Below are 22137 nucleotides of genomic sequence, written 5' to 3' on the forward strand. Positions count from 1 at the left end.
TTTCAAACAACAAATTATAACAGCTTATAGATTAGAAAAATACAAGAAGATAGAATGCTTAAAATTACTAATGTTAACGGATTAATTATTGGACTTTGCTTTACTGTTCTTTTATTTCAAGAACAGGCGAATGCGCAATTGGTAATTGGCCAACCTAATTTAGGTTTTAGCCAGGCTTGTGCAAGCGAATCTTTCAATTCTTATGACGTAACATTTGTTTTCTCACCAGAGTCTGCTGTCAATGCTTCAAATCAGTTTATTATTGAAATGTCTGATGCAGATGGTGACTTTTCTAATTCTACTACAGTTTACACATCCTCACCTGGATCGGTTACTGACTCACCTGCTACCTTAAATTTTTCTATACCGGAAACTACGGCAGGAGAGGATTATAGGATTCGTGTTAAAAGTACGTCGCCAGTCGCAACTAGTTCTTCTTCTGCAGCTTTTGCAGCATATTACAAATTACAGGATTCACCTTTTTCAATCAATAACCTTGTGTCAACAGGAGCTTATTGTACGGGCGGAAGCTACCTGCTTACTATTGATAACCCAGGAACTGGAAATAACGATTCACCACTTAACTACCCGTCTTTAACATTTAATTGGTATAAAGAAACAAGTTCTACTACATCAGTATTTGTAGCTGAAGGTCCTTCCCTATCGGTAAGTGAAGAAGGTACTTATTTTGTAGAAACAAATTATGGTAGCTGCACTTCAGATTCATTTTCTAACCGAGTAACTATCAGTGAAGCCAGTTCTTCGGGAGAGGCTGAAGCAACTATAGCTTCTAGTTTGGGTAATCCTTATTGCCCAGAGCAAGGGCTTACAACACTTAGCACAATTGGTGGTAATAGCTATCAATGGTTTAAAGACGGTGTGGAAATTCCTGATGCAACAAATCAAATGTACCAAACTGATGAGTCTGGTACGTTTTCGGTTCAGGTAGATTTAGGAGATTGCTCAGCTTCAGGTTCTATAGATTTAGAAAGTGAGCTTTTTGAAAGTGAAATCAATGTGGATGAAGTCAACCATTTAATTGAAGGAGAAACGCTTTCAGTAGAAATAACAAATACAGCCATAAGTCCAGAGTTTCAATGGTATTTCAATAACCAAATCATTGCAGATGCTAATGATAACACTTATGATATTACAGAATTTGGAGATTATACAGTAGTCATATCTGAAACTTCAGGTTGTGAAGGCTCAAGGATATACGAATTTACCGTTGAGGAAGGTATAGATCCATTTCCAGATGTAGAAAAAATACCAAATGTAATTAGCCCAAACGGTGATTTCAAGAACGATACTTGGGTTCTACCCTTAGAATACACTACGGGAACCAACACGGAAGTCGTGATTTTAAACGAACAAGGTAAAGTGGTTTTTCAAACCATAGACTACCAGAATAATTGGCCAGAAAACGATTTAAACTTAACCAGTATAAATCAGGTATTCTACTATATTATTACAACAACAGATGGAGAAGTAAAAAAAGGATCAATAACAGTAGTGAAATAATGAAAGCACATCTCACCATATTGATCCTGTTATTCTGCTCTATGCAGATACTGTTCTCCCAACAAGATGATGGCGTAGTTTCTTTTGATTTACCAATAAGAAACTCTTTGGTTTTTAATCGCTATGCTATTAACCCTACCTTCTCTTTTGTTAGAGAACAAAACAAATACATAAGTTTTAACAACAAGCGTGAATGGATACAGTTTGATAACGCCCCAGAAACATTTGTAGGTAGCTACTCAGGTCGTTTCTCTGAAAATATTGGTGCTGGTATTGTAGCATATCAACAAAACTATGGTGTATTAACCACCTTTGGAGGTTTATTGAACTTTGCATACAACGTTAAATTAAATACAGACAGCAATCTAACTTTTGGACTTAATGTTGGAGCTTATAAAAGTGGTATCAACACAGGTAATGTGGTTACAAATTTTGATGACCCATCGCTACAAAATGTACCTGAAAACTTTTTGCTTACGGTTAACCCAGGAATTAATTATGGAACAAGACTCCTAGACTTTGGGATTTCAGTAAATAACTTAGTCCTTTATAATTTTGAATCATCAGAAATGATTAAAGATGATCCAAAACAAGGGATTCAAGCTCACGTAATGCACACAGGTTTTTTTGATGGCCAAGGATTTTTTGAGAAAGCTAAATTTTCAGGAATTTTAATGTCAGAGTTCAGAAAAGATGAAACGATCATTTCTGGTTTAGCCTCACTTAATGTTCCTAAAGGAATTTGGTTTCAAGTAGGTTATAACAGTCGCTTTGGAGTGTCTGGTGGTTTAGGTTTGAATGTTACTAAGAATATTGCTCTAGAATATAATATTGAAAAAGCAATTGGCGAATTTGTAGATTTTGGACCTTCACATGAATTTACTCTAGCTTATAGATTTATAACCAAGAAGAAATATGATTATAGTGGAGATGAAAAAGTAAGCGGATTATTCTCTAAAAAACGTAACAAACCAATCGTTGAGGCCTCAGAAGAAGAACTTGCAGGAATAAGAGAACGTGCTGCTGAGCGAAGAGCTCAGGCAGAATTGGATAAGGCAACAGAACTAAAAGCTAAAAAAGAAGCTGAGGCTAACGCTCTTGCAGAAGCAAAAGCACAACAAGAGGCAGAGGAAAAGGCCAAAAGAGAAGCTGAAGCAGAAGCTAAAGCTAAGCAGATAGAAGAGCAAAAAGCTAAGGAGGAAGCCGAAGCAAAAGCGAAAATTGAGGCTGAAAAAAAAGAGCGAGAGCGTGCAGAGGCCAGAGCTAAAGTTTTAGCTGAGCAAAAGGCTGAGCAAGAAGCTGAAGAAAAAGCCAAACAATTAGCAGAACAAAAAGCAAGAGAAGAAGCTGCGAAGGAAGCTAAACTATTAGAAGAGCAACTGGCAAAAGAAGCAGAAGAACAAGCTAAAGCAGAAGCCGAGGCCAGAGCGAAATTGCTTGAAGAGCAGAAAGCTAAGGAAGAAGCTGCAGAACAAGCAATATTACTGGCAGAGCAAAAGGCAAAAGAAGAAGCTGAAGCTAAGGCTAAGCAGTTAGCCGAAGAAAAAGCTAAGGAGGAAGCAGAAGCTATAGCAAAACAGTTAGAAGAGCAAAAAGCAAGAGAAGCTGCTGCTGAACAAGCAAGGCTATTGGCCGAACAAACAGCTAAGGAAGAGGCTGATGCTAAGGCTAAAGAATTGGCAGAACAACAGCAATTAAAAGAAGATGCGGATGCTAAAGCTAAAGAAGCGTTAACCACTAAGCCAACAGATGAGATTGGTAAAACAATGGTTGCTTTAGCTGAACAAACAGAAACGACTAAAGAACAACAATCTAAATTATTGGATGAGTTTGAAGAAATAGTGGAAATTAAAAACGAAGACTTAAAAGATTTAAAAGAAGAAAACGATTTAAGTGACCAAGGTATAACAGTACAACCAAAACCTTTTAAAAGTGTTACAGCAGAAAACAACAAGCTAAATGCAATTAAATCTGATCTTGATGCAATAATAGAATCAAGAAATAAAAAGATAGATTCGTTACAAACACTTTATGAAGAAAGATACAAGACAACTCAGTTAGATGAAGTCAATCTCTTCTACAAGAGAAAAATTGAAGGGTTGGCTAAAGACCAATTGAAAGCTGTAGAACTGAGACAAGAGTTAGACACAAGACTAGAGACTATTAGAATTGCAACTGAATTTGAAAAAAGAAGAAGAATTAAGCGTGCTGCTTATGATAATGAAGCAGATAGGTACGCTCAAGATAGAGCTATGTTACAGAATATAAAGCGTACAACTAAGCCTGCACAGGTTCCTTATACTTCTGAAGATTTTGATTTTGGTGAACCGCAAAGTGATAATATCAAGATATTAAAGAATGTTAAGAATGCTGATAATGGATACTATCTCATTATAGCAGTACATAGCGATATTAAAAAACGAAATGAATTTTTAACCAAGGTAGTAGCTTCAGGACGTGTAGATGTAGATTTCTTCTATGATGTCAATACCAGTAACTACTACATATACTATAACAAGTTTGACAGCATTAATGCTGCCAATAAAGTTATGGAAACTAAAGGAAATAGACCGTATAATGTAAACATGACCCTCGTGAAAATAGAAAATTAAATAAGTTAAGCTGTTCTTCACTTTTTTATTGCCCCAAGAAAAAGTGAGGAAGTAAAATTAAGTATCATGAAAAAACCTACTTTTTCAAGAACAATTATTATAGCACTAATGATTATGTGCTTTGGTATGGCGTCTTTTGCGCAAAATTATGTGCCATTTACGCCAAGGTTCAACCAAGACCTTAAAGGAGACATTGTATTAATCGGTAACAATATTCTGGGACCAAATAATGATCCTTTCAACGACGGAACAGTTTATAATCATAATGTCGATATGCAGTATATCGATATAGATGGAGATCCTTCCACGTTCAGTTCCTCCAGTGCAGATTTAGAAATTCCCAACCCAAATTGTTATAGGATTATTTACGCAGGTTTATATTGGGGAGCTGTAAACCCAGGCGATGAACCTATAACAGAAGTAAGATTTAAAGGCCCTGTCGGTGGATATAATGACATTACAGGTACTCTTATTTTTGATGCCAATGGCACTACTATTGATGGTGGTGATAGTTTTTCGTATGCCTGCTTTGCAGATGTTACTGATATTGTAACAAGTTATGGTCCAGGTGTAGATTTAGGAACTTATACTGTAGCAAACGTTTCTTCTGGTTTAGGAGAAACAGCAAATTTCGATCCTTACAACGGTACTGGCCAGTCTGCTGGTTGGTCACTTTTTATTGTTTATGAGGACCCAACGCTTCCAGGAAAATCCATTACAAGTTTTGATGGTTTTAGTGCTATTAGTGTTCCAGGAAACAATCCAACACTAGATATTCCTGTAGATGGATTTAGAACTGTTCCTGCTCCTGCTCCAGTTAGAGCAAACTTTGCTTTTGCCACATTGGAAGGTGACAGTCCTATTTTAGGCGACAGATTACGATTAAATGGTGTAAGCTTATCTACCGCAGATCGTCCTGTGGCTAACTTTTTCAATAGTTCTGTAACACGATTAGATGCTACTCCAGTAAATAACCGTGTGCCAAACAGTACCAATACTTTAGGGTTTGATACAGGTACAATAGCTATACCTAATCCAGGCAATTCCGTAATTGCCAATGATGCAACTTCGGGAACCATTCGTTTGGAAACCAGCGGTGATACTTATTTCCCTTACTTCTTTGCCTTTGCGGTTGAAATTATTGAACCAGATATTGTACTCACAAAACTTGTAGAAGACGATGCAGGAAACGATATTGGAGGTCAACTAGTTGGCCTTGGTTCCTCATTAAATTATGTTATAGGTTTTCAAAATGTAGGAAATGATCACGCAACTAATTTTCAAATTAGGGATATACTTCCGATAAACATTATTTACAATCATCCTACGGATTTAGTATTGCCTCCTGGTGTAACTGTTAATAGTTATAATCCGGTTACAAGAGAACTTATTTTTGATATTGACAATTCACTAGTCGAAGAAAACGATCCAGTATATGAAATTAGAATAGAAGTACAAGTTGTTGATACTTGTGGTGAATTAGCTGATGCATGTTCTAATATTATTAACAATCAGGCCTATGCCACATATAATGGATTTTACAATCCTACTTTTCAGATTACAGACGATCCAAGTTTAAATAGTAATACAGGTTGTTTAATATCGCCACAAGCCACTAATTTCTTGGCAGATTTAGACTGTGAATTTCTTGAAGAGGTTATACTTTGCGGTGATAGTGTAGAATTAACGGCTGCTAATGGCTATGACTCTTACTCGTGGTCAACAAGTCCATCTGGCACGCCAGTAATAGGAAATACTCAAACGATTACAGTAACCTCTACAGGAACATATTATTCGTTTAATAATGCTATTGCGCCATGCCAATCCATAGAGCAGATTTATGAAGTACAGCTTTTTGGTGGAGATGTAGAAAATCCTGTTATTCCTTATGCTGATGAAGTTGTTATCTGTCCTAATGATGGTAAAGAATTACCGCTTATCTTTTTATGTGGTGCTGATGATTCAAGATTTATAGAAACCAATATTTCAGATTCCACATCTATCATATGGGAGCAGTTAGACGAATCTAGCTGTGCCGCAGTTTCAGACACGGATTGTGCCAACGAAGATCCAGGCTGTACTTGGAACGAAGTTGCTACTGGCCCAAATTTCTTAGCGGATACATCAGGGCAATTCAGATTAACGATTAACTATCCTGGTGGATGTTTTAATCAATTCTATTTCAATGTATATCAAAACTTATTGGTGCCAACTGTAGTTGCAACCGATATTATTTGTACTACCGATGGAAGTATTACTGTAAACGACGTCCCTTCTGGATATGAATACAGTATCGATGGTATCAACTATCAAACAAGTAACGTATTTACAGTTACAGTTGCTGGAACATATTCAGTATATGTGAGACAGATTGGCGTGCCAACCAACCCTTGTATTTTCACTGTTCCAGATGTTCAAATTAGGGATAGAGATTTTACGGTGACCTCTACGGTTTCTCAACCATTGTGTTTTGGTGAGAAAGGAAGTATTCAATTGGCTGCAAATGATGTTGATCCTCAATACACGTTTACATTGGAAGAAAATGGAACCATTGTTAATACTGTCGGTCCAATCATAGATAACACTTACACTTTCGAAAACTTAAATCCTGGTACTTATACAGCAACAGTTGAAACTGAAAACGGATGTTTACATTCTGAAGATATTACAATAGTTGAGCCTCCTTTACTTACAGTTACTGCGGCATTAACAGTGCCTTTAAGCTGTACAGAAGGTGAAATAACCATATATCCTGAAGGTGGAATGCCTCCATATTTTTACTACATAAACAGTACTACGGATTTTCAAACGGTACCAGAATATGTAGTGACTTCTGCTGGTATTTATGACATTACAGTAGTGGATTCCAATAACTGTAGTGCCAGTACAACGATTACGGTTGATGAAATACCAGCTCCTGAATTTACTATCCTAACCACTGATATTTTATGTGGTGGCACAGGCGATACAGGAACTATTACTATAGATGTAACAAACCCTAATGGTAATAGTATTGAATACAGTATTGATGGTGGAACGACGTTTTCAAATTCATCCGTATTTACAGGATTGACAGCAGGGAATTATGATGTGGTATTACAATACACTTCAGGACCTGCCGTATGTACAACGACTTCACAAACTGTAACCATAATCGAAAACATAGCTATATCAGGTACGGCAGAACTCTCTGCACCATACACATGTTTAAGCAATGGAACAATAACAGTTACAAGTGTTTCAGGAGGAACTCCACCTTATGAATATAGTATCGATGGAACTACATTTCAAACAAGTAATGTATTCAATGATTTAACTCAAGGTACTTATACTATCACAATTAGAGATGATAATGATTGTACAGCGATTACCAATGAAATTACTCTTGATGCTCTTAATCCACCGACAGATTTAGAATTCTCAAGCACACCTGTGACATGTCCTGCAATGACAAGTGATGTTACAATCACAAGTGTAACTGGAGGAACAGGTGTATTGGAGTATCAAATTATTGCTCCGGCTTCAGCAACAACTCCTTATCAAACATCCAATGTATTTGCCGGATTAGCTCCAGATACATATACATTTCAAGTACGAGATGAAAATGATTGTATTTATAGCGAATCTTTTACCATAGACCCAATCCCTTCTCCAACGGTGAATGTTGTTTTAACTGAAGGATTGGATTGTACCGCAACACCAGATGCAGAGCTAACAGGAACTATAACAGGTACCGCACCATACACCTATGAAGTTTCTATTGATGGCGCGCCTTATACATCATTAGGATCTACAGGTACTACATTTACTTACAATACAGCATCAGCCGGAACATATCAATTTTTAATAACTGATGCCAATGGTTGTAGTGCTGAATCGTCTGTAATAACGGTTAACCCTATTACTCCTCCAGCCTTTAGCGCTGTAGTACAGAGTCAGCCTATTCTTTGTAATGGAGATAGCAATGGTGCCATAGATATTACAATAGATAATACAACTGGTACACCACCATTTGCTATTAATGTCAATAATGATACTACTGGTACGGATTATGGTACACAAACATCAAGTTTGCCAGCTGGCACTTATACCATTACGATTACTGATGCCAATTCTTGTACCGCAACAGAAACTATTTCAATTAACGAACCAGATGCTATAGACTTTGATCTTAGCAAAGTAGATATTACCTGTAATAATCCAGGTGGTTCATCATTAGGTTCTATTACAGTTGAAAATGTAAGTGGTGGTACAACGCCATTCACTTATTATATTTCAAATAATTTTAATGATGTTATTGCAGGTAATCCATATAATGCAGCATCAAATGAAGATCATACGTTTAACATCATTAACTTTGGGATATATACCATCAATGTTGTAGATGCTAATGGCTGTAGTTTGTCACAACAAATTACGATAGCTTCTCCTCCATCAGATTTAGATATCAATGTCAATGTTGCTGTGCCAGATTGTACTGTAGGTGGTACAGCCGAGGTCACAGCAATATCTGCCGTTGGTAGTGGTAGTTATGAATTCGGGATATTGGAATTCAACACTATACCTTATACGTCAACATATTTCCCACCTGATACACCAGGTGGTAATGTGAGAACATTTACTAATCTTATACCTGGCGTGGTATATACGTTTGTAGTTCATGACTTAGTAACAAATTGTTATTATGTCGAGTCTGCGGATTCAGCCATAGATCCCGCCTCACCATTAACATCTACAGTAGAACCACATAACGTAAGTTGTCTAGGTGCTGATGATGGAAGTGTTACTTTCACTATTGATAACTTTGACAGTACCACAACTTCTGTAGATTATTCTATATATACCGCTTACGACAATCAATTGGTTGATGGTCCAACAAACTTACCAGTAACTTTTGGTGTGCCGGAAACCGTAACAACACCAAATCCTGGAACATTAACACCTGGACAATATTATATTGTGTTTACTGAAAATGGTACAGGATCGTTTAACGGTTGTAACTCAGCTTCTCAAATCTTTGAGATTTTAGAATCTGCTGAGCCATTGGATTTAACAGTTTCAGTAGATCAAAATGCGAATTGTAATCCAAATTCAGGAGTTATAAGCGCTATAGGTCAAAATGGTACTCCTCCTTATCAATATCAAATTACAACAACAGCTACTCCTCCACTCGCTTCAGATACAGGTTGGGATTCAGCAAGCACGTTTAACGTTGATGCTAGTAGTTATTATGTACATGTTTTAGATGCCTACGGTTGTATAGTTTCGAGCCCAGTGACAATAGTGGATATGGACGACTCACCTGTGATTTCTGCAACAGTGAATAATCCGTGTGAAATTACAGATGGTAACTACGAAATTGAAGTTACTTTAGATACAGCAGGTACTGCGCCTTATAGCTATAGTATTGATGGTGGAGCATTTCAAACACAAACAGCACCATTTACCATTTCAAATTTATTTGCAGGCACACATACTATTGAAATACAAGATGCGAACGGTTGTGGTAATTTAATTTCTGTTGATATTGACGAACCTATTGATATTGCTGCAGATGTTACGGCATTACCGTCATGTAATAATGATGATGGTGAAATTACGATAACAGGTTCTGGTGGTTCAGGTTCTTATACTTATAGTATTTCTCCTAATCCTGCTTCAATCAGTTTAAGTGGAAACACGTTCAATGGTGTACCATCAGGAATTTACACTATCACAATAACCGACACAGTTTTATCTTGTACTTCAGAAACAACGGTTTCAGTACCTGAAGCTATACTTCCGATGTTTACCTTAACATCCTCAAGTGTAACATGTTTCGGTGATAATACAGGAACTTTTGATATTAATGTTACAAACTATACAGGTGCTTACACCTATGAAGTTTTCGATAGTTTAGGTACTTCGGTTACTGGTGTGGTGAATGCTAACACTTCTACCAATCCATTAACGGTTACAGGAATGCAAGCTGGTACGTTTTCAGTAGTAATTACAGAAACAGATATACCGTTCTGTTCTAATACAGCGAATATTGTGATTTCATCTCCACAAGAAGCTTTAACGCTAAATCTTTCTGAAACCTCTAACGTAACCTGTAATAACAACCAAGGAACCATTACTGCTATTGCAGATGGTGGTTGGGGAGATTATGAATACGAACTAACAGGAAATACTACTGCTGCCTACTCTTCAAATAATACATTTACGGATTTATCTGCAGGAACATATACTGTAAACGTTAGAGATGCAGAAGGTTGTATTGACTCAGAGACCATAACTTTAGCCGAGCCAAATCCTATTACAGCAACCTTTACACCTAGTACAACAGAGCTTGCGTGTTTTGGCAACCAAGATGCAAGCATTACAATTACAACGGTATCAGGCGGACAAGGCAGTAATTATACATATACACTTAACACTATTTCACCTGTGGTTAGTTCTTCTGGTCCACAAACGTCGAATGTATTTAATGATTTAGGTGCAGGAACGTATTCGGTAACCATTACTGATGGTTTTGATTGTGAAATGACATCTTTGGATATTGTTATTGTTAATCCTACTCCGCTCGATCTTGACTTAGTTAGAGCATCAACTCAAACATGTTTAACAGAATCGACATTGACATTAAGTGCTTCTGGAGGAACAGGGCCTTATGAGTATAGTGATACAAGTAACTTTGCAACGACTTTAGGCAGTTTTGCTTCGTCAACGACATTCTCGGTTTCGGAAGGAACTTACACATACTATGTTAGAGATACCAATGGTTGTATTTCTAATGCATCAAACGAAATTACAGTTGATCCACTACCTGAGTTAGTGATTAATCTAGAATCTTCTAATCCAACCATTAATTGTGCTGGTGATAACAATGGATCAATTATAGCCACTGCTCAAGGTGGATTAGGAGATTATAGTTATACGTTACAAGATGGTTCAGGAAACCCAATTTCTGCAACTCAGAATAGTCCTGGTCATTTTACTGAACTTGTAGCCGGAGATTATATCGTTATGGTAGAAAGCGGTGATTGTAACACTACTTCTGCTCCAATAAGCATTACAGAACCTTCAACTCAGTTAGAAGCTACGATTGAAGTCAGTGATGTTACCTGTGCAGGAAACGAAAACGGTTCTGTTGAGATCACAGCTACTGGAGGAACAGGAATAATTAAATATGCCATTTCACCTCAATTGAACCAATTTTTTGAAACTAACATTTTTGAGGATTTAGCACCTGGTGATTACGATTTAATTGTTCAGGATGAATTAGGTTGTTACTTAACATTCAACTTTACGATTTCAAGTCCAGAACCTGTTATCATTACCATTGTGGCAGATTCATTATTCCCAGAAGTCTGTGAAGGAGATGCCAATGGTGAATTCAGTATTGATATTTCGGGTGGAAATCTTCCTTACAATGTGAGCTTAGATAACTACGATGGTCCTTACACTACTGGAGGTGCAACGCAGACTGTTTTCGACTTTACAGATCTTGTAGGCGGCGATCATATCGTTTACATACGTGATGCCGAAGGTTGTGAATCCGAATGGAATATTACGTTTCCAGAATCCGTAACCATCAACCCAGAAATTGTAGTTGAAGCGATATGCGAGGATAACATTCAGAGCAATATGATTACTGTAACCGTGGATGATTCTATTACAGATTTATCAGACCTGGATTATTCATTAAATGGTGGCCCATACCAATTGAGTAATGTATTTACAGATGTACCAGTAGGAACGGATCATTATATAAATGTAAGACATACCAATGGTTGTATTCAAACTACGGAATTCTTTGATATAGTAGCTTACGATGATGTTGCTTTGGCGTTGTCTGAAGGTGAAATCAACGAGATTATTGCTAATGCTTCAGGTGGAACTGGTGACTATACTTTTACCATGAACGGTGAAGATTATGGTAGTGACAACACCTTCTTAATTTCAGAAACTGGGGTTTACACCATCGTTGTAACCGACAGTAATGGCTGTAGTGCTGAAGCGCAAATTGAATTAGAATTTGTCGAAATCTGTATCCCAAACTGGTTTACACCAAATGGTGATGGAGAATACGATACTTGGGCACCTGGCTGTACAGAAAATTACCCGAATCTAACCTTTGATATTTTTGATCGCTATGGACGTAAAGTCGCAACATACCATGTTGGACAAGTTTGGGATGGTAGATACAACGGACACGAGTTGCCAACAGGTGATTACTGGTTTGTAGTAAAAACAAACGACCCAAATATTGATAAAGAATTTGTTGGACACTTTACACTTTACAGGTAATCCTTAATTAAACCTACTTAAGATGAAAAAAATAATTTTATATATCATATTTCTAACAATATCTTACGGTTATAGTCAGGAGTTGAATTTACCTGTTTGGACACAATATTTGGCAGATAACGATTTTGTTATTTCCCCTACTTATGCCGGTATTGGTGATAACCTAAAGATTAGAGCCAATGGGTTAACACAATGGGTAGGTATTAAAAATGCACCTGATAACCAATCTATCTATGCTGATTTTAGAATTTCTAATCGCTCAGGTGTGGGTGTTTCGGCATATAATGATAAGAACGGAAATACACGTCAAAAAGGACTTAAACTATCATTTGCGCATCATTTGATTTTAGACTGGAAATCTAAACAATATTTGTCCCTAGGACTATCTTATAACATCAACAACTTTAGAATAGATGTAGAAAATTTTAATACCACTTATGAAATTCCAATATTGGATCCGGCAATTAATGGAGACAGAGCCATAAGCAATAATAATTTTGATGCTGGATTTCTATATAGATGGGATAATTTCTATTTCAGTGCCAACGCTAACAACCTAATATCCAAGGATACTGAGGATTTTACTGGTGGCATTGAACCAAGACTTTTATTAAACTATCAACTTTATTCAGGTTATGTTTACACACCAAAACATAATAAGTATGTAGAATTTGAACCTTCAGTTTTCTTTCAGTTTTTTGATAGTGATAATAGATCTTCTACAGACATCAACTTTAAGTACAGAAAGTTCAATAGAGATGGAGATTATTATTGGATAGGTGCCTCATACCGTTTTCTTAATGACCAATTCTTTAATCCTTTAAACTTTGGCCCTATGGCAGGTATCTTAAATAACAAGCTTTACTTTGCCTATTCATACCAATTAACGTTTAATGACTTATCTGGTTTTAATTCAGGTACACACGTTATTACAATTGGGCTGAACCTATTGCAAAGTGCAAGTAATTGTCCTTGTACAAAAGGTACTAGCCAGAGTTATTATAGATTATAAAGTGAATTGTTTTTTGCCATAAACAATTTAATTCAAAAAGCAGATGTTTTAAAGGCATCTGCTTTTTTCGTTTGATTTACCTCTAAACAAATCAAATCAGCAACCATTATTATCATTTCAGTCAAACAGATTTCTATTTCAGAGTTATATTTTATCGTTAAAATAAAACATTCAAACCATGAAAAGCGATAAAAAGAAAAACAGTGATAAAAAGGAAAACAATGAAGATTATAATCCTGAAGTAACCATGGATGACGTTATTCATTTAGGAGAGCGCGTCAGCGAACAACGTAATGATAAACAAGGCGACGATGCTCAATTAGAAAGCAGGAAACGTGATGTAGATTTCACTGGCAAAGATTTAGATGTGCCAGGAAGAGACCTTCCTAAAGACAGAAACAAAACGAACCTTAAAGACGAAGAAAATCAACTGTATAGTCAAGGTAGTGGACATAACGATCACCTTGAAGACGCAGAAAACAAACAAAAATAATTTAATATGCCATTTTTAACAAACGAAACAGAAACACAGAACATAGATATATTTTTCGAAGACTACGGTCATGGACAACCCGTAATACTCATACACGGCTGGCCATTGAGCCATAGGGCTTGGGAACAGCAAATATGGGCGATCGCAGAAGCTGGCTTTAGATGTATCGCTTATGATCGAAGGGGATTTGGAAATTCATCAGCTCCGTTTAGGAGTTATGATTATTCTAGTCTTGCTTCAGACTTAAATGCCATTATTACACAATTAGAGCTCAAAGATGTTGTGTTGGTAGGCTTCTCCATGGGAGGCGGTGAAGTTGTGAGGTACTGTACAGATTACGGTACTGATAACATAGCAAAAGCGGCTTTGATAAGTTCAATTATTCCATTGGTAGCAAAAAAAGATGACAACCCAAATGGTGTGCCTAAAGAAGATCTAAATGGAATTATGAAAGCTTTGCAAGATGACCGTGTAGGTTTTCTTGAAGATTTCCATAAAAATTTCTACAACTATTCTGAAGATAATGAAACAGTAAGCAAAGCACATTTGCATTACGATTGGACCATAGCATCGCACGCTTCACCAATCGCAACCATACAAGCAGCAAAAGCTTGGGCTGAAACGGATTTTAGACCTGAGTTAAAAAATGTCGATGTACCAACGTTAATTGTTCATGGAGATGCAGACAATATAGTTCCGAAAGAAACTTCGGGAGACCAAGCTGCGGAAAGCATTTCTAACAATACTTACGAAGTCATAAAAAATGGACCTCACGGTCTTAATATTACTCACAAAGATGAGTTGAATGAGACCCTACTGAAATTTTTAAAATCATAAACTATTATCGAAAAGTAAAAAGGAGATACAAATTGTATCTCCTTTTTTTATTCTAAAATGTCCGTTTAACTACATCAGTAAATTAAATCTTTTCAATGTCTCCATTGTATTGTATCGTGGTTCTGTTAGACCCGTAAATTGCCACATTAGCCTTTTTACTAGGGTATAGAAGCATTTTTACGTTAAATTGCTCTGTAGCATTTCTAACTTTAAAACTTATAGTGATAGTTTTCTTTTTGTCATTCTCAGACACACTGTATTCTTCTATAATATTATCAAACTTTATACTAGTATCATTGTCATCTGCATAAGATGCTGTTCTTAATTCGCCAAAATAGGATAGTTTAGCTTCTGCGGAATCTTGACGTATTTCAAGAAAATCGTTATTAGCACTAAGGGAAAATCGACCATTAGCATTTTCTGTTTGACGCATTAAAGCATTAGTGATCGTAATAACATCATTAGTTTGAAAAGGATAAGCCGTTTGTGCATCAAACCTAATTGCTTTTGTAGCCACCATGGTTTTTAAATCACTAAAAGCTCTGGCTTCAGCCGCAAGTTCGGCTTCATTTTTAGAACTACCACAGTTAAAAATCAATAAGGCAATAGCACCTATTAAGAATCTAGTTTTCATAATTTTAAAGATACTATTTAATAGTATTTTATTCTACCAAAAATCTGTTAATTCTTTAATCACTTCAACAAGATTTTTTATGAGTTTTTCAACTTGTAAAGTTATTCTCCAATCCTTTTTTTATTGATATAAAATAGTCTTTTTATCGATGATATATTATGGATTAATCAATTCATAGGATTTATCTTCAATTAGTCGATTAATGTCATTTAATCATCAATAAATAATTAAATTTCAATGCTCTAAATGAATAAACTTAAAATAATATGGCTAGTTAAAATCTGTGCCTTCACCGTTTTCTTGGGAAGAGCCTATCAGTTATATTTTTTCGGTGCTCCGTTTAGAGCCATTCTATGGGATGAGAGTTTATTGACTCCCATTGTTGAAGGATTGTCTAATTATTCTTGGCAAGATTACGCGACCAGTTCTAGAGTAAATATCTGGATAAATGGTTTTACTAAGATCTGCAGTTTAATGTTTCTGCTTGCTGCAATAATTAGTCTTTTCTGGGATAAAATTGGTTACAAAAGGTTAAAGCAAACCATTGTAAGTTTGGCCTTATTCGTTCTGTTTTTTATTGGCATATGTATGGTAAAAGACAAAAACTACGAGTATTTGTTATTTTTTGAATTGTTCATACAATTTGCGGCACCAATTTTATTGTTATTAAATATTAGATTAGATATAATTGAAAACAAAAAGGTGATCAATGGCTTAAAAATTGCTATTGCATGCACATTTATAGCACATGGTCTTTTTGCAATGGGACTGATTTATCTGCCTGGATATTTTGTGGATATGACCATTAAGATATTAGGACTAAGTGAATCTCAAGCTACTACATTTTTGTATGTAGCTGGTATTTTGGACTTAGTGATGTCAGTTTTAATTTTTATACCTAAACTATCAAAATATGCATTGTGGTATATGGTGTTTTGGGGATTGACTACAGCATTTGCAAGATTATTTGCAGGTTTTAGTTCAGACTTTATAGCATCATCACTACATGCTAGTGTTTATTTAGTTGTTTATAGACTATCACACGGACTTTTGCCTTTGCTAGTCTTGATTATGGAAAAAAAATTGAAAAAAGAAAAATTACCTACTAATGAAAACTAAATTACTTTTAACAAAGCTATTGTTTCTAATCATGTGTTGTGCTTATGCCAGCAATGGTAGATACCGTCTTATATTGGTCGATGACCCTGCCACTACAATTACCATTGGCTGGGACCAAGATACAGGCACAAATCCTGTTGTGCATTATGATACTGTAGATCACGGTGTTGACCATACTTTGTATACTTTTTCGCAAACTGTAGATAGAGCAATTGTATATAAGGACATGGACAATAGATTTGTACGCTTATCTGGATTAACTCCAAATACAAACTATTACTTCGTAATAAATGATAGTGAAGGTACAAGTCAAAGGTTTTGGTTTAGAACTGCTCCAAATGATAATAGCAGACTATCAATTATAGCAGGAGGAGATTCTAGAAACAATAGAACTCCTAGACGTGCAGCAAATTTATTGGTCAGCAAATTAAAGCCACATGCCGTTTTATTTGGTGGAGATATGACAGACGACAGTACCGATTTAGAATGGAAAAAGTGGTTTGATGATTGGCAAGATACCATAGCGAGTGACGGAAGAATGTTTCCTATTGTGCCTACACGTGGAAATCATGAAGACCCTACGGACGTTTATAATTTGTTTGATACTCCCAATGCAGACTCATATTATGCCATCACATTTGGAAACGATCTATTTAGAACCTATACGCTTAATTCCGAGATTTCTGTTTTTGGAGATCAGTTAACATGGCTTCAAAATGATTTGGACTCTCCTGCTGGTACAAATGCCACGTGGAAAGCTGCTCAATATCATAGACCAATGCGCCCTCATACGGCCAATTCTGATAAACCAAACAATAATACGCTTTATGACGCATGGGCAGAATTATTTTATGATGAGGATGTGCGATTGGTTATAGACTGCGATTCTCATATGTCTAAAACAACCTGGCCTATAAGGCCGTCATCAGAAATTGGTAATGATGAAGGTTTTGTTGTTGATCATAGCAATGGAACCGTTTATGCTGGGGAAGGTTGTTGGGGAGCACCTCTAAGAGACAATAATGATGATAAAAGCTGGACAAGAAACTCTGGAAGTTTTAATCAATTTAAACTCATTTTTGTTGAACCTTCAAAAATTGAACTGAGAACCATAAAAGTTGACAATGCTGGTGTCGTAGGTGAAGTTAGTAATACAGACCCTTTTACGTTGCCTCTTAATCTCGATGTATTTTCACCTCCAACAGGCGCTGTAGTAACGATTAACAACAGCAATGATGTTGTTTGTCCAGCTGCAGGAATTCCTTGTGAAGATGGTGATGCAGACACTATTTTTGATGAAGAAGACGGCTCTTGTAATTGTACAGGCTTTAGTTCTTATGATAATACAGTTTTTATGGCAGAAGTTTCTGCATCTAGTGATGATGCTGAAGAAAAAGTTGGTTCAGGAAGTGTAAGTACAAGTAGTAGTGATTTAGAATTGGTTTTTGATGGCGATGACCAAATTATTGGAGTTCGTTTTAATAATGTGGAAATTCCCGAAAGCGCTTCGGTTATAAGAGCTTATATTCAATTTTCAACCGATGAAAGACTTTCGACCCAGCCGACAACCAATTTAACCATTCATGGTGAATTAGCTGCTAACAGTAGTACATTTACCTCTGCAACAAATAATATTTCATCTCGAACTACCACGAGCAATTCAACACCTTGGAGTGATTTGGAAGCTTGGGGCTCAATCGACAATGTCGGATATTATCAAAGAACACCAGATCTTAGTGATGAAATGAACGAAATTATAGCCTTACCTGGTTGGGTACAGGGTAATCCAATAACATTTATTATTTCTGGTACTGGCGAACGTGTTGCAAATGCCTATGAAGATAGTGGACCTGCGCCAAAGTTGGTCGTATTGTTTGATACAGATTGTCCTTTGGGTGATATACAGCTGGGCGCAACAAACATGTGCGATGATACCAATGACACCTACTCTCAGGATATTGTGGTGACTTATCAAAATGCACCTTCTACAGGTACACTAAATGTAAATGGTCAAGCCTTTCCTATTACAACTAGTCCACAGATTGTAACTCTAACAGGTTTAGATGCGGATGGGTTTGAGGTTGATGTTGAAGCATTTTTTAGCGATGTACCAACATGCAAAATTTCTAAGAATGACTTTTATGAAGCACCAAGTGCTTGCAGTAATGGTGGCATACCAGATAACACACCAGATGATAATTTAAACTTAGCCTTATTGCCAGATGCCACTGTTAGAGGTAGTGTTAGCGGTGGTAGAGGAACGCCAGATGAAATCTTATACGACCCATCAATTAACGATTATTTTATTACTTCTGATTATAACGAATATGGTCTTGATTTTAATGCAGTTTTAGAAGCATCTATAGACCCAGATGATGGTATGAAATGGCAGGTAAACTGGACAAACGTAAAATATATTAATTACATAACATTTGGAGGTGTTTATACCACCAATAATCAAGAACAACCAAATACATTATGGAGAATCAGTTATCGTCGTGACGGTGTATGGATAACACACGCAGAAGGCGTAGGTGGTTGGATTGATGGCGGCATATATGAATGGGGAGGCGCTTCGTTTAACCCTATTGAGGCGGATGCCTTAAGAGTTCAATTGTATAGTGATGGCTTTAATGAGCTGAAAAGCACCCATCTTAGAGCACGTGGTGGTGTTTCTAATAATGTTGATGATAGTGCAACTACTCCAAAAGCGACGTTAATACAATATTTAGCTCCTGGCAATAGCTGTGGAGTTACAGTTCCTTCTGGTTCTATTTTGTATTGTGGTGGTGATTGGATATACAGTGACGGCCCAGATGAGACTTCGGGAAGTTTAAATACAATTATTGCAGATGGTACATATACTGTTGATGCCGACAAGGAAGTTGAAGTAAACAATCTTGAAATATATAGTGGCGCAACCGTAATTGTAAAAGAAGGAGCCAGTCTAATGGTAAAAGGTAACCTTACTAACAACGGAACGCTCCAATTAGAATCCATTTCTAGTAAATATTCTAGTTTAATCGTAGACGGCACTAGTACTGGCAACGTGATTTATATGCGACATGTTAATAATGCAGCTGGTGCAGGTACAACAACCGCTGCTAACGACTTAATTAGTGCACCTGTAACTGGTGAGACCTTTGGGGCATTTAGAGCTGCTAATCCTAATATACTATCCGGTACTATTGGTGGTAATCCAGCATTTTTATTTGGTCCTTTTGATACATCAACCGTAAGCTTTGTAAATTACTCTTCAGCAGATGACAGTAGTGTCCTAGCTGGTGGCAGAGGCTACAGGTCAGGATCGACTGATGGTGGCACTTATACGTTCAATGGAGTTGTTGAAACAGCTTCTGTTGATGTACCTGTAGTGGCTGGAGGTGCAAGTAATTGGAATCTTATAGGAAATCCATACCCAAGTTATTTAAAAGTCCAAGAATTTTTAAACAATGTGGCTAATTCTGGGTTAATTGATGAAAATGCTGTTGGAATTTATGGTTATGACGGTACCGCTGCTGACGGCTGGACAATTTATAATTTGGCAACCACAAACGCCACAACAGTCATTGCACCTGGTCAAGGATTTTTTATAGACGCTGAAGCTTCAGGTAATATTTCTTTTACTCCTAGTATGAGAAGTAAAGGATCTGATGATGATTTTATAGCTGGTCGAAATGCAAGCCCACTCACCTACTTTAAGCTCAAAGCAACTACGAATAATAATTCTTATCATACAGATTTTTATTTCAATGATAATGCAAGCTTAGGCTTAGATCCTGGTTATGATGCAGCTATTTGGAATGAGACTCCACCAAGTTTTGCACTGTATTCAAATTTGGTGCAAGAGAACACAGGTGTACCAATGGCCTTGCAAGCATTAAATACTAATGACTTATCTGATGTTGTTATTCCTTTGGGTGTTAATGCTAATGCTAACGAGGACTTAACTTTTAGTATTCTAGAATCTACACTTTCTGGTAATGTAGAAGTTTATCTTGAAGATTCTGAAACCAATACTATTGTATTATTGAATTCTGGAGATTATGTATTTACACCGTCAACCAATATATCTGGTACTGGGCGTTTTTACCTACGCTTCAACTCAAATGTTCTAGGAACTACAGATCAACTATTAGAGCAACTGAAAATCTACACTAACTCTATTGAAAATACCATTGTAATTAGTGGGCAATTGTTAAGTGAAACAGATTTTAAGCTTTATGATATTAATGGAAGGATTGTTAGCTCTACTGAATTAGATATAAATACTAATAGGCAATCAATAGATGTTTCAAAGTTAAGCTCAGGTATATATATTGTTGAATTGTTGTCAACTACAAATGAGAAACGAATACAAAAACTTATAATACACTAATTAAAAAAGCGTACTTAAACAGTACGCTTTTTTTTTGCAAAACCAATCAAATCATCATCAATCCAATCATTATTGTTATTCTCTTTTGAGTCTGAATTTTATTTTTAATTTTTTATACCATTCAGGCTTTTTTCCATTGGGATAGGTTTCATCATACATCACCAATTCTAAAGCATCATCTACTAACTTCATTCGATAATATTGCTGACCACCCTCAAACCCAGGAACTTTAGCTATATCTGCTGTTGTGCTAATAATGTTGTCTTCAATAGAGTAGCTTCCAGTATTAAAAACGAGACTCCTAAAGGCATTGATTATTTCTTCATTTTCTGGTTTTGATAAATCTTTGAAAGGCTTTCGTTGCTGCATTCTGGGGTTATACATTAAAGCATAATTTTCATCAGTGAATATAAAGCGTCCATGATCATTTTCTTTCATAATATATGTGGTGTCTTTATACTCATAATGGATTTCATATAGTTTCCAAGATCCTTTGATCTTATCGACTAAGTCTTCTTGAGATATTAATACACATGGTATTAGAAACAAAAGCAACAGGATAGACTTATTTAGTATTTTCATAGCATTAATTTTAATAAGGCATAGCTTCATAAGGTGTATAAGACTCTAGACTATTGGGATTAGGGTCAGTATTATTAAAAGTAACAGGTATAGACTGATAAGGATACTCCCATCCATTAGAAGAAGTAACCACAAAATGTAAATGAGGATAGCCTGCCAAACCTGTAGCACCGCTATAACCAATAAGTTGACCTTTGGTTACAACGTCGCCAACTTCTACTTCTGAACCGTCATTCGTTATATGCATATACTGCACATAGATATCACCTGTTTTTATCACAATCAGATTATTGGGAAAGTTATAATCAACACCATTTTCAACAACATAGATAACTTCGCCTCCTATACTAGCAGTAATTTCAGAACCAATAGGCATATTAAAATCAACAGCATACTGGTCTGGTCTTCCAACACCATGATATGAAGAGCTGCAGGCGCTTAAACCAGTATCATAGGTTTTTCCGACAGGAAAAGGAAGCACAAAATTTGATGCTGCCCAATCTGGAAATAATGAACTTGGACAAGCTAAAGAACCAAAATCATCTTGCATGCTATCATTTGCTACACAATTAATAAAAGTTAGGTATATAAAAATGCAAAGTACTTTCTTCATAATCTTAAAATATTGACTCAATATCAGTATAATATGGCTTACTA

At 36.3% G+C, this 22137-nt stretch carries 11 protein-coding genes; 8 read left to right on the forward strand and 3 right to left on the reverse strand.

Features of this window, described 5'->3' with window-relative positions; translation table 11 throughout:
• The first annotated feature begins 54 nt into the window (after nt 1-54).
• From F1003_RS01985 to F1003_RS02010, 6 genes are all read left to right on the forward strand, one after another.
• Complete coding sequence (locus tag F1003_RS01985; protein ID WP_155087522.1) at nt 55-1521, forward strand: T9SS type B sorting domain-containing protein; 1467 nt, start codon at nt 55-57, stop codon at nt 1519-1521.
• Complete coding sequence (locus tag F1003_RS01990; protein ID WP_155087523.1) at nt 1521-4133, forward strand: PorP/SprF family type IX secretion system membrane protein; 2613 nt, start codon at nt 1521-1523, stop codon at nt 4131-4133. The genes F1003_RS01985 and F1003_RS01990 overlap by 1 nt, the downstream gene beginning before the upstream one ends.
• A gap of 66 nt (nt 4134-4199) precedes the next feature.
• Entirely contained in the window at nt 4200-12425 is an 8226-nt protein-coding gene (locus tag F1003_RS01995) for a T9SS type B sorting domain-containing protein (protein ID WP_155087524.1), read from the forward strand.
• A 22-nt stretch (nt 12426-12447) separates the two neighbouring features.
• Nucleotides 12448-13437 (forward strand): PorP/SprF family type IX secretion system membrane protein, encoded by a 990-nt coding sequence (locus F1003_RS02000; protein ID WP_155087525.1) that lies wholly within the window; start codon nt 12448-12450, stop codon nt 13435-13437.
• Between the two features lie 178 nt (nt 13438-13615).
• Nucleotides 13616-13930, forward strand: a complete 315-nt coding sequence (locus tag F1003_RS02005; RefSeq protein WP_155087526.1) for a hypothetical protein — start codon at nt 13616-13618, stop codon at nt 13928-13930.
• A 6-nt stretch (nt 13931-13936) separates the two neighbouring features.
• A complete protein-coding gene (locus F1003_RS02010) occupies nt 13937-14767 on the forward strand; it encodes an alpha/beta fold hydrolase (protein WP_155087527.1) in 831 nt (276 codons plus the stop codon).
• Between the two features lie 82 nt (nt 14768-14849).
• Here F1003_RS02010 and F1003_RS02015 read toward each other — a convergent pair whose 3' ends face one another.
• A complete protein-coding gene (locus tag F1003_RS02015) occupies nt 14850-15401 on the reverse strand; it encodes a DUF4251 domain-containing protein (protein WP_155087528.1) in 552 nt (183 codons plus the stop codon).
• 246 nt (nt 15402-15647) lie between these two features.
• On the opposite strand from F1003_RS02015, the gene F1003_RS02020 reads away from it, so the two are divergent.
• On the forward strand, nt 15648-16520 hold the full coding sequence (locus tag F1003_RS02020; protein WP_155087529.1) for a hypothetical protein: 873 nt from the start codon (nt 15648-15650) through the stop codon (nt 16518-16520).
• Complete coding sequence (locus F1003_RS02025) at nt 16510-20898, forward strand: DUF8693 domain-containing protein (protein WP_155087530.1); 4389 nt, start codon at nt 16510-16512, stop codon at nt 20896-20898. The genes F1003_RS02020 and F1003_RS02025 overlap by 11 nt, the downstream gene beginning before the upstream one ends.
• A 75-nt stretch (nt 20899-20973) precedes the next feature.
• Here F1003_RS02025 and F1003_RS02030 read toward each other — a convergent pair whose 3' ends face one another.
• Together F1003_RS02030 and F1003_RS02035 are read right to left on the reverse strand one after the other, a co-directional pair.
• Nucleotides 20974-21480, reverse strand: coding sequence for a lipocalin-like domain-containing protein (locus F1003_RS02030; protein ID WP_162306875.1), 507 nt, complete (start codon nt 21478-21480; stop codon nt 20974-20976).
• A 10-nt stretch (nt 21481-21490) separates the two neighbouring features.
• On the reverse strand, nt 21491-22093 hold the full coding sequence (locus F1003_RS02035; protein WP_155087532.1) for a M23 family metallopeptidase: 603 nt from the start codon (nt 22091-22093) through the stop codon (nt 21491-21493).
• Between the last annotated feature and the right edge of the window lie 44 nt (nt 22094-22137).

Source organism: Winogradskyella ouciana (assembly GCF_009709615.1).
GTDB lineage: Bacteria > Bacteroidota > Bacteroidia > Flavobacteriales > Flavobacteriaceae > Winogradskyella > Winogradskyella ouciana.